The sequence below is a fragment of the Microbacterium bandirmense genome (assembly GCF_037204185.1).
GTDB classification, from domain to species: Bacteria; Actinomycetota; Actinomycetes; order Actinomycetales; family Microbacteriaceae; genus Microbacterium; species Microbacterium bandirmense.
In genome coordinates, this window is record NZ_JBBDGM010000025.1 from 1 (window position 1) to 10,085 (window position 10,085).

13 protein-coding genes and 1 tRNA gene are annotated in these 10,085 nt (G+C 67.4%); 3 read left to right on the top strand and 11 right to left on the bottom strand.

Going from position 1 to position 10,085, the window contains the following annotated elements:
• Positions 1 to 33 precede the first annotated feature (33 nt).
• The 3 genes from rplL to WDU99_RS17000 form a co-directional block, all read right to left on the bottom strand.
• Positions 34 to 417 carry a 50S ribosomal protein L7/L12 gene (gene rplL / locus WDU99_RS16990; protein ID WP_337333660.1) on the bottom strand — a complete coding sequence of 128 codons (384 nt, stop codon included), beginning with the start codon at positions 415 to 417 and terminating at the stop codon, positions 34 to 36.
• Between the two features lie 48 nt (positions 418 to 465).
• On the bottom strand, positions 466 to 954 hold the full coding sequence (gene rplJ, locus WDU99_RS16995) for a 50S ribosomal protein L10 (protein ID WP_337333661.1): 489 nt from the start codon (positions 952 to 954) through the stop codon (positions 466 to 468).
• Between the two features lie 358 nt (positions 955 to 1,312).
• The gene (locus tag WDU99_RS17000) at positions 1,313 to 2,296 is read right to left on the bottom strand and encodes a hypothetical protein (RefSeq protein WP_337333662.1); all 984 of its coding nucleotides are present in this window, start codon (positions 2,294 to 2,296) and stop codon (positions 1,313 to 1,315) included.
• Between the two features lie 303 nt (positions 2,297 to 2,599).
• Here WDU99_RS17000 and WDU99_RS17005 point away from each other — a divergent pair, with 303 nt between their 5' ends.
• Positions 2,600 to 3,277 (top strand): YqaJ viral recombinase family protein, encoded by a 678-nt coding sequence (locus WDU99_RS17005; protein ID WP_337333663.1) that lies wholly within the window; start codon positions 2,600 to 2,602, stop codon positions 3,275 to 3,277.
• An 86-nt stretch (positions 3,278 to 3,363) separates the two neighbouring features.
• On the opposite strand, the gene WDU99_RS17010 is transcribed toward WDU99_RS17005, so the two are convergent.
• Positions 3,364 to 4,251, bottom strand: a complete 888-nt coding sequence (locus WDU99_RS17010; RefSeq protein WP_337333664.1) for a LysR family transcriptional regulator ArgP — start codon at positions 4,249 to 4,251, stop codon at positions 3,364 to 3,366.
• Between the two features lie 70 nt (positions 4,252 to 4,321).
• Here WDU99_RS17010 and WDU99_RS17015 point away from each other — a divergent pair, with 70 nt between their 5' ends.
• Positions 4,322 to 5,002 (top strand): LysE/ArgO family amino acid transporter, encoded by a 681-nt coding sequence (locus tag WDU99_RS17015; RefSeq protein WP_337333665.1) that lies wholly within the window; start codon positions 4,322 to 4,324, stop codon positions 5,000 to 5,002.
• Positions 5,003 to 5,082: 80 nt separating this feature from the next.
• On the opposite strand, the gene rplA is transcribed toward WDU99_RS17015, so the two are convergent.
• The 3 genes from rplA to WDU99_RS17030 all read right to left on the bottom strand — a co-directional run bounded on the left by rplA (position 5,083) and on the right by WDU99_RS17030 (position 7,416).
• The gene (gene rplA, locus WDU99_RS17020; RefSeq protein WP_337333666.1) at positions 5,083 to 5,769 is read right to left on the bottom strand and encodes a 50S ribosomal protein L1; all 687 of its coding nucleotides are present in this window, start codon (positions 5,767 to 5,769) and stop codon (positions 5,083 to 5,085) included.
• A 12-nt stretch (positions 5,770 to 5,781) separates the two neighbouring features.
• Positions 5,782 to 6,213 (bottom strand): 50S ribosomal protein L11, encoded by a 432-nt coding sequence (rplK, locus tag WDU99_RS17025; RefSeq protein WP_337333667.1) that lies wholly within the window; start codon positions 6,211 to 6,213, stop codon positions 5,782 to 5,784.
• 198 nt (positions 6,214 to 6,411) lie between these two features.
• Complete coding sequence (locus tag WDU99_RS17030) at positions 6,412 to 7,416, bottom strand: helix-turn-helix transcriptional regulator (protein ID WP_337333668.1); 1,005 nt, start codon at positions 7,414 to 7,416, stop codon at positions 6,412 to 6,414.
• A 98-nt stretch (positions 7,417 to 7,514) separates the two neighbouring features.
• Here WDU99_RS17030 and WDU99_RS17035 point away from each other — a divergent pair, with 98 nt between their 5' ends.
• Positions 7,515 to 7,910, top strand: coding sequence for a VOC family protein (locus WDU99_RS17035; RefSeq protein WP_337333669.1), 396 nt, complete (start codon positions 7,515 to 7,517; stop codon positions 7,908 to 7,910).
• Positions 7,911 to 7,980: 70 nt separating this feature from the next.
• Here WDU99_RS17035 and nusG read toward each other — a convergent pair whose 3' ends face one another.
• The 4 genes from nusG to WDU99_RS17055 all read right to left on the bottom strand — a co-directional run bounded on the left by nusG (position 7,981) and on the right by WDU99_RS17055 (position 10,046).
• Entirely contained in the window at positions 7,981 to 9,012 is a 1,032-nt protein-coding gene (nusG, locus tag WDU99_RS17040) for a transcription termination/antitermination protein NusG (RefSeq protein ID WP_337333670.1), read from the bottom strand.
• Between the two features lie 61 nt (positions 9,013 to 9,073).
• The gene (secE, locus tag WDU99_RS17045; RefSeq protein ID WP_337333671.1) at positions 9,074 to 9,343 is read right to left on the bottom strand and encodes a preprotein translocase subunit SecE; all 270 of its coding nucleotides are present in this window, start codon (positions 9,341 to 9,343) and stop codon (positions 9,074 to 9,076) included.
• A 41-nt stretch (positions 9,344 to 9,384) separates the two neighbouring features.
• Positions 9,385 to 9,457, bottom strand: a tRNA-Trp gene (locus WDU99_RS17050).
• A 154-nt stretch (positions 9,458 to 9,611) separates the two neighbouring features.
• Positions 9,612 to 10,046: a pyridoxamine 5'-phosphate oxidase family protein gene (locus WDU99_RS17055; protein ID WP_337333672.1), complete on the bottom strand. Its 435-nt coding sequence runs from the start codon at positions 10,044 to 10,046 to the stop codon at positions 9,612 to 9,614.
• Positions 10,047 to 10,085 lie beyond the last annotated feature (39 nt).

Here is a 10,085-nt window from a genome sequence, read left to right on the forward strand (position 1 = left end):
AATCCCGGGGCCTTCCGTGCTTGCGCAGGGGTCTTACTTGAGGGTGACCGTGGCGCCGGCGCCCTCCAGGGCCTCCTTGGCCTTCTCGGCGGTTTCCTTGTTGGCGCCCTCGAGGACGGCCTTCGGGGCACCGTCGACGACAGCCTTGGCCTCGCCGAGGCCGAGCGAGGTGAGCTCGCGGACGGCCTTGATGACCTGGATCTTCTTGTCGCCGGCAGCCTCGAGGATGACGTCGAACGAGTCCTTCTCCTCCTCGGCAGCGGCCTCGCCTGCGCCACCAGCAGCGCCGGCAACGGCGACGGGGGCGGCAGCGGTGACGTCGAACTTCTCCTCGAACGCCTTCACGAACTCGCTGAGCTCGACAAGGGTAAGGCCAGCAAACTGCTCCAGCAGCTCCTCAGTGGTGAGCTTCGCCATGATGTATCTCCTAATAAATGGGGTTTGGGTGAGGAAATCGCCGGTCGCTTACGCGGCCTCTGCGGTCTCCAGCTTTTCGCGAAGCGCGTCGATGGTGGCGGCAGCCTTGCCCATCGTCGCCTTCATCATGCCCGCTGCCTTCGCCAGCAGAACCTCACGGCTCTCGAGCGAGGCGTACTTGTTGACCTCGTCGGCGTCGAGGGTCTTGCCCTCGAAGACGCCGCCCTTGATCACGAGAAGCGGGTTGGCCTTGGCGAAGTCACGCAGAGCCTTGGCGGTGGCGACGAAGTCACCGTGCACGAACGCCACAGCCGACGGGCCCTTGAGGTCGTCGTCCAGCGTCGTGATCCCCGCGTTGTTCGCGGCGATCTTGGTCAGCGTGTTCTTCACCACGGCGTATTCCGCGTCCTGACGAATGCTGTTGCGCAGCTCCTTGAGCTGGGCAACCGTCAGACCGCGGTACTCGGTCAGCAGGACGGCGTTCGAGTTCTCGAAAGACTTCGTGAGCTCGGAGACCGTTGCATCCTTCTGCGCCATGGTCACTCCTTACGTGTACGGACGCCACGCGGATGCGCGGCGTCGACCTCGACCACCCACGGCATGGAAAAAGCTCCGGCGCAAGCGCACGGAGCTTCAAGAAGTATCTCGCACACCTGCGCGGGCCCCTGCGATGCAGTGCTTCGATCACCATGCGCTTGCGCACACGACGATGACCGGCGGTCTTCGGTTACCCCCAAGCCTACGGCATCCCCCCTCCCCCACCAAATCCCCACGTGCTGTCGCTGCCCGCCCCCACTCCGTCCTTCCGCCGCCGCCCCTGCTGGGCTACGCCGCCCCTACTCAGTTACGTAAATGGGCGGGGGCGAAGTAGCTGAGCAGGGGCGGAGCGCCGAATCTACCCAGGGGGACGGATGCCGAAAGCGGCCAGCTTCGCTCCGAAGATCGCGGTGGTCCTGATGTCGGGAGAGCCCCAGCGTGCGGTGCGCCAACCGGTGACACCGCGAACGTCGTCCTCTCGTGCCTTCTCGGCGAGCACGACCTCTTCGGTGCTCTGTGCCCCGCGCAAGCCGTCATCCAAGTACTTCCCCCGCCCGTCGAACTCCCCGAAGCACCGTGAGCGCCGGAACCCGAAGTCGAGCCAGTAGTCATCACCCCTCGAACCGCGCACGTGCACCTGCAGGTCGGGTGGAGCGAAGCCCAGGCTCGCCAGGTGCAGCCTGCTCACGCTCTCGCCCGGCAGCTGTGCTCGCCCGTCCGCGAAGTGGATGATCCGTCGCGCGCGCACGATGCCTGGTCGGTGAGCATGCTCGGCGCGTGCCTGCATCCGTCGTTGCCACTCCGCCGCGGCATCCGCATCCTGCACCTGACCCTGAACCGACTCCTCGCGCAGCGCGGCGTCGGCAGCCGAGAGCGAGACCGTCGCCGCGCTCGTGCACGCGAGATCGAGGATCGTGCGGTCGATCGAGGTGCATCGGATGCCGTCGACCTCGACGATGTCGGCAGGGTCGACGGGAATGCTGTGCCAGGTCACGCCCGCCACGGTTCGACCGTGCCGCGCACCCAAGATCACCGCGTGCACGTTCTTCGGCGCCAGCCGATACAGCGGGAGTGCATGGAGCACCGCGGCCGAAGGCCCCCAGAACACCGGTCCGGGTTCTGCGGAATTGAGCTGCGTCGCCACCACGTTCACAAGATGACGACCTTCGTTCCAGAGGCCTTCCCAGTCCTCCACTCTCACGTAGCGGTCATTGCGCACACGCCGGTACACGTGGTCAGCCACCGCACGCTCAATGTCGCGCTCGGAGTATCCGCGCGCGCGAAGCTCCGCACGCGTCAGGATCAGAGCCCGGGCGTCAGCGATGTCGATGGCCTTCGGCATGCACCGATCCTCCGGCAACGCCGGAACCTCGACCGGGTTATCCCCAGCCCCGCGGCTGATTTTCTCGCGGCCACCCGTTGTGCAGTGAGAGTCCCTGCGCGCATCGTCGAGCCGCCGCCCCTGCTCAACTACGCTGCCCCCGCTCAGTTGCGTAAATGAGCAGGGGCGGAGTAGCTGGACAGGGGCGAAGAAGATTCCGCGGGGCTTCAGAAGGGGGACGCGGGCCGGGGTGAGCAAAGCGGCGGATGCCAAGGGGCGGCGTGTACGGAAGGGATGGCCGAGGGTGAGGGGTAACCTCGTGGAGTGACCCCGGAACTCGAAGCCCGTATCGTCGCGGACTCCCGCGACCGGGTCGCCTGGCTCCGGGCGCGCGCCCGTGGGATCACCGCCACCGATGTCGCCGGACTCTCGGGAGAGGCCTCGATCGTCCGCGCCGCCGACTCCAAGCTCGGTGCAGGTCCCCGCTTCGGCGGCAATGCCTACACCGATCACGGCCGACGTCGTGAGCCCGAGATCGCCGCGTGGGTCGCGGCGACGCACAGCATCCTCCCCTCGTCGGCGCTCTTCCATGCTCAGGTCGAGCGACGCCACCTCGCCACGCCCGACGGCGTCTGCGTCGATGGCGAGGGCCGGGTGCTGCTGGCCGAGATCAAGACGACCAACAAGTCGTGGCGCACCATCCCCCGCAACTACCTGCGGCAGGTGTGGTGGCAGCAGCACGTGCTCGGCGCCGAGCGCACCCTGTTCGTGTGGGAGGAACACGACGACTTCCGGCCGCTGCACGACGAACCCCGGGCGGTGTGGATCGACCGGGACGACAAGGAGATCGGCCGGCTGGTCGGACTCGCGACACGTCTGATCGACGAGCTGTACCACCGCACCACCGGCCAGCGTCCGCCCTCTGAGGGGCAGGCCGCACCGAGTCGCCGGGACTCGCTGCGCGAGCGCGACATGTTCCGCGCCCTCGCACTCTCGGACTGAGTCCTCTCGGACTGAGTCCTCTCGGACTGAGCCCTCTCGGACCGAGTCCTCTCGGACCACGTCAGGCCGATGACGGCGGCCGCCGGTCAGTACGGGGCGAGCACCGACCTCGCCTCGGCCGCGACCTCTGCTGCGATCGTGTCGAGCAGCGGCGACCGCAGGTTCCACTGCTGCCAGTACAGCGGCACCCTGATGCGCGGCTCCCCCAGCTCGATCAGGTCATCGCTCGCCTGCGGCACCGGGATCAGCCCCCACCCGAGCCCCAGACGCACGGCCTGAGAGAAGTCGTGCGAGGCGGGGACGTAGTGCCTCGGCACCGACCACGGGTCGATCCCCCGCGCGCGGAGCCAGCCCTGCTGCAGCGTGTCCCGTCGGTCGAAGTCGACGAAGGGCGCACGCCGCAGAGCGTCGTCCGAGACACCGTCCGCGAGCCAGCGCCCGATGTAATCGGCCGTCGCCATCGCCCGGTACTCCAGCACACCCAGGGGCGTGACAGCGCTGCCGCCGACCGGCTCCGCCTCGCTGGTGACGGCCGCCATGACCTCGCCCGACTCCAGCATTCGCGCGGTGTAGTCCTGGTCGTCGCGATGCAGGTCGACATCGATCGGATGCTGTCGCGCGACGCGCGCGATCGGAGCGAGGAACCAGGTCGCCATGGAGTCCGCGTTCACGGCGAGCGGCACCCGCACGCGCGCCTCGGCCGTGACATCGGCGTCGCCGAGACCGAAGGCGACCTGCGCATCGTGTTCGAGCAGCTCGACCTGCCTGGCCAGGCGCACGAGCGCCTCTCCCGCCTCGGTCGCCCGCACGGGGCGCGAACGCACCACGACGGCCCGCCCGATCTGCTGCTCGACGACCTTCACACGCTGACTGACGGCCGACTGGGTGATGTGCAGTCGGCGTGCCGCGGCCTCGAAGCCGCCTTCGTCGATGACGGCGGCGATGGTGGCTGCGAGCTGTGCGTCGATCTTCACATAAGCCAGGCTAATGCAGGTGAAGCTATCTTCGCTGGAGCTTATGTCCTATCGCGAATAGCGTGAAGGAATGCTCACCTTCCTCGCCGGGCTCGGCCTCGGCCTGTCGCTGATCATCGCGATCGGCGCCCAGAACGTGTTCGTGCTGCGTCAGGGTCTGCGGCGCGAGCACGTACTTCCCGTGGTGCTGATCTGCGCACTGTCGGATGCTGCGCTGATCGCCGCCGGTGTGGCCGGACTCGGTCTGCTCGTCGGGCACGCCCCGTGGCTGGTCATCGTCGCACGCTGGGCCGGGGCGGTCTTCCTGGTCGTGTACGGCGCGCTCGCCGCACGGCGCGCCTGGCGCGGTGAGGATCAGGGACTCATCGCCGGAACACCCGCGCCGCGAGCATCCGATGACGGGCATCCGACGTCCCACGCCCCCTCGTCGGTGCTGACGTCGCGCGCGGCCACCCGGCTTGCGCCGACGATCGCGACCGTGTTGGCCCTGACCTGGCTCAACCCGCACGTGTACCTCGACACCGTGCTGATGCTCGGCTCGGTGGCATCCACGCACGGCGACGCACGCTGGGTCTTCGCCGCCGGGGCGATCCTCGCCAGCTTCCTGTGGTTCTTCGCGCTCGGCTTCGGTGCACGGCATCTCGGCCGGTGGTTGCGCACGCCGCGCGCGTGGCGCGTGCTCGACGCGCTCATCGCTGTCGTCATGATCACCCTCGGCGTGAACCTGGTGCTGCCCGTGCTGGTCGGCTGACACGGGTGTCCGACACACGGGCATCCGATCAACGCGGAAGACCCCCGCCGCGAAACGCGACGGGGGTCTTCTCTGCTTCCTCAGATGGCGTTGACGTCCAGGGGGATGCCGGGGCCGAACGTGGTCGACACAGCGCCCTTCTGGATGTAACGGCCCTTCGAGCTGGCCGGCTTCAGGCGCACGATCTCCTCGAGCGCAGCGCCGATGTTCTCGTTCAGCTGCTCGGCCGAGAACGAGGCCTTGCCGACGATGAAGTGCACGTTGGCGTGCTTGTCGACGCGGAACTCGATCTTGCCGCCCTTGATCTCCTCCACGGCCTTGGCCGGGTTGGGGGTCACGGTGCCGGTCTTCGGGTTGGGCATGAGGCCACGTGGACCCAGCACCTTGCCGAGACGACCGACCTGGCCCATGAGCTCAGGGGTCGACACCGCGGCGTCGAAGTCGGTCCAGCCGCCGGCGACCTTCTCGATCAGCTCGGCGCCACCGACCTCGTCCGCACCAGCGGCGATCGCGGCCTCAGCGGCCGGGCCGTTGGCGAACACGATCACGCGAGCGGTCTTGCCGGTGCCGTGCGGCAGCATGACGGTGCCGCGCACCATCTGGTCGGCCTTGCGCGGGTCGACGGCGAGCTTGAGCGCGACCTCGACGGTCGAGTCGAACTTCGCCGAACCGGTCTCCTTCGCGAGGGCGACAGCCTCGGTGGGAGTGTAGAAACGATCTGCCTCGATCTTGGCGAGGGCAGCCTGGTATGCCTTGGACTTAGCCATGTTCTATCTCCCTCAGCCCTCGACCGTGATGCCCATGGAGCGGGCGGTGCCGGCGATGATCTTCGACGCGGCGTCGATGTCGTTCGCGTTCAGATCGGCCTGCTTGGTCTCGGCGATCTGACGGACCTGGTCCATCGTGATCTTGCCGACCTTGACGGTGTGCGGGGTGGCCGAGGCCTTCTGCACTCCGGCGGCCTTCTTGATCAGCTCGGCTGCCGGCGGGGTCTTCAGAACGAACGTGAAGCTGCGGTCCTCGTAGACGGTGATCTCCACGGGGATGACGTTGCCGCGCTGCGACTCGGTCGCGGCGTTGTACGCCTTGCAGAACTCCATGATGTTGACGCCATGCTGACCGAGCGCGGGGCCGATCGGCGGCGCCGGGTTGGCTGCACCGGCGTTGATCTGAAGCTTGATCAGGCCGGTCACCTTCTTCTTCGGTGCCATTTCCTCTTCCTTTCATCGAGCCGATGCCGATTGCATCCGCTCTCCCGCGAGTCCGGCATCTCCGGAACGCGGTCGTCTGCGGCGCGCGAACGCGCACACAAACCACGTAAGTCTACCCGACGCACGGGCAGGGCGCACATCCGACGAAAGCGACTTCCGTCGCGAGATCGCGGTGGATGCTGAGAGGCTCGCCGTCGACTACCCGGGGCTGTTCACCCGATCCTGGGGGCCATCGCGGTACTGCTCGACGATTCTCTCGCCCAGTGCACGCAGTGCCGAGCGCACCTCTGCAGGACCGATCACCTCGGCGACGGAGGTCCACCCGGCCAGCTGCTCCGCGATGGCGTCGACGCGATGTGCGCGCACCTCCACGAGCACCCGGCCCGAGGCATCCGGCTCCGCCTCGCGCATCTGCGCCTGCGCACCGAACCGATCGCACAGCGCCCGCACCGCCCACGGTTCGACGCGCGCCGAGGCGCGCACAGCACCACGCAGCCCCTCCACACGCTCGACCATCCGCGCCCACTCGCCGACGGCGTCGAACCCGTCGGGCGCACCTCCACCGTCAGCCAGGACGACGACCGATCGGATGCGATCGACGCGGTACGTGCGCAGCCGCTCGACGTCCGCGACGCCGGCGTCGGTATCCGGTGGCGCGGCGAGCAGATACCATCGCGCACCGCGAGCGCCGACGACGAGCGGCACCGCCTCGAACGACACCGCCCCGCCGGAGCCGTCGTACTCGATGGACACACGACGCCGCCGGGCGATCGCCCGCTGCAGCGTCGAGACGGTCGCCGACGCGGATGACGACTGCACCTCACCCCAGGGCAGGTCGCGCACGGTGGCATCCGCCACGCGCTGCGCACCTTCCCGGAACGGCTCCGGCACGGCACGCATCAGCTTCCGCATGGCGGCGATCCGCTCGGGCTCCGCACCGAGGCTCTGCGTGAGCGCGATCAGCAGCGAGGTCACCTCGCCTTCGGTGAGTCCCGTGAGGTCGGTGCGCGCACCGCCGATGAGCTGCCACCCGCCGCCACGACCGCGCGTGGGATAGATCGGCACCCCCGACATCGCCAGTGCCTCGAGATCACGGCGGGCGGTCGGCACCGAGACCTCGAGTTCTGCGGCCAGTTCGGCAGCGGTGATCCGCACTCGCCCCTGCAGCAGCAGGAGCGCCTGGATCAAGCGGTCGGCGCGCATCTCGAAGAATCTCCAGAAGATCTTTTCTAAGTGATCATTCGGTGATCACTTCACGGACGAGCATAGACGTATCAGCACCCAACAGAAAGAGAGACAACATGTTCCGTGGAATCGCCAACCTCAACCTCGTCGCCGACGACATGACCGCAGCGGTCGAGTGGTACACCCGGGTGTTCGACTCGGCCCCGTACTTCGTGCGCCCCGAACAGGGTCCGACGCAGTACGCGGAGTGGCGCTTCGGTGACGACGACGATGAGTTCGCCCTCATGGACGCCCGCTTCCGCCCCGCACTCCCCCAGCCCGGCGGCGCACTCGTCAGCATGCACGTCGACGACATCCAGGCGTCCTTCCATCGCCTGATCGCGCTCGGCGCGGTGTCATTCGATCCGGTGACCCAGCGTGGCGAAGGCTGGTACTCGGCGTCGGTCAGCGATCCGTTCGGCAATCTCATCGGACTCATCCAGAGCCCGCACTGGGCCGCGCAGCACGCCTGATCGGATGCCCGAGACAGACGATGCCCCGCCCGGCCAGAGCCGAGCGGGGCATCGCGTGAAGAAAAGCGGATCAGACCATCTTCGTGACCTGGTCGAACGACAGCTCGACCGGGGTCTCGCGCTCGAAGAGCGACACCAGCACCGTGAGCTTGCCGCTCTCGGGCTTGATCTCGCTGATCGTGCCGGGCAGACCCGCGAACGAGCCCTCCTTGATGGTGATCGTCTCGCCGACCTCGAAGTCGACCTCGGCCGCCACCGGGCGGGCGACGGCGACGCCGCCCTTGGCCGCGATGGACTTCGCGGTCGGAACATCCTTGACCTCGACGAGCGACTTCAGCATGTTGAAGGCCTCTTCGAAGCGCAGCGGCGTCGGGTTGTGGGCGTTGCCGACGAAGCCGGTGACGCCGGGCGTGTGGCGGACGACCGACCAGGTGTCTTCGTTCAGCTCCATGCGCACGAGCACGTAGCCCGGGATGCGCACGCGCGTGACCATCTTGCGCTGGCCGTTCTTGATCTCGACGACGTCCTCCATCGGGACCTCGATCTGGTAGATGTCGTCCTCGACCTCGAGCGTCGACTTGCGCTGCTCGATGTTGGCCTTCACCTTGCGCTCGAAGCCGGCGTAGGAGTGGATGACGTACCACTTGCCGGGCAGCATGCGCAGATCCATGCGGAACGCCTCGTAGGGGTCTTCCTCGGCCGGCTCGTCGTCGGTCTGCTCCGAGTCGGAGTCGTCGCCGAGTTCGGGGCCGTCGTAGGGGGCCACCTCGTCGGCGGCCGCAGCCTCGGCCTCGGCGGTGTCCTCCGCCACAGCGTCGTTGAGGACCTCGGCGGCTGCTTCTGATTCAGCCGCTTCGTCCAGGTTGAGAGCGTCGTTCACGATCGCGTCCGCCTCCGGGTCTTCGATGTCGATGTCATCCGTGTCGTTGCCGAACTCCTCGGCCCCGTCCTCACTGCCCTCGACGTGCAGCGCCACGTGCTCGGCCGCAGTGGCCGATTGCTCCTGCTCGGCGAGGACGTTGCCCTCCTGGGACTCGTCCTCTTCACTCGACTGCTCTGCGGCGGTCGCCCAGTCCGCATCGTCGGAATATCGTTCAGACACGTTGCTTCTTTCCGTTCACTGCGACGTTCAGCGGGGGTTCCCGTGGTCGTCGAAGGGTGCGTCAGCCGGCTGGGACTCCGAACACGATGTGAGTCACGCTTCCGAAGAGCCAGTCGAGGCCGTACACCAGGCCCATCACGATCAGCACGAACACGAACACGACGACCGTGTACTTGATCAGTTCCTTGCGGGTCGGGGTTACGACCTTGCGCAGTTCACCGATCACCTGGCGGAAGAACAGGGCGATGCGCCCGAAGAAGCCGAGCTTCTTGTCGCGCAGGGCGTACGGGCCTGCTGCGACGATCTCGCCGCGAACGTCGTCCTGTTCCATCCTGCACGTACCTTTCGTGAGTCAGCATGTGCGCTGACGCGCAGGGCGGACAGGAATCGAACCTGCAACCTGCGGTTTTGGAGACCGCTGCTCTGCCAATTGAGCTACCGCCCTAGAGACCGTGTGGCCCCTGGATCCGCCTCCCCCGCGTGCCCATCGGGGCACGGTGAAGGATGCAGACAACTGCCTCATCAGTGTACGGCATCCGACGCACTCGACCGAACCGAGACGCATTCCCGCGTGCGTCGCACGGGCGCGCCCGACTGATTCAATACTCGGACACCCCGTAGCGCTCGGGCTCGGCGGTGCGGCGGAAGGCACGTCCGCTGAGCGTCGTGGGCGTGATCCGCACGTAGTTGTACTTCAGCGTGGGGATCCACGGCGCCAGACCCAGCCGGTCGGCGGCCTCGCGCTCGGCGATCGTGTCGATCCGCCGTGCCCTGCCGCGCACGACAACGCTCCATGCATCGGCGTCGGTGTGATCATCGACCTCGAACAGCACCTCGTCGTTCACCGTCAGCTCGACGAGCTTGCTGCCCTCGGCGGTTCGGAAGACGATGGTGTCCTGATCGACCACGTAGTTGATCGGAAAGATGTCGATCACATCGCCGACGCTGGTGACCAGCCGCCCCAGCTCCTGCTGTGCCAGGCGCTGCCGGCATTCCTCTTCGCTCAGTCGCATCACGGGGTCTTCGGTGCTCATGCTCCGATCATCCCCCAAATCGGCGGCCCGTCAAGGGTC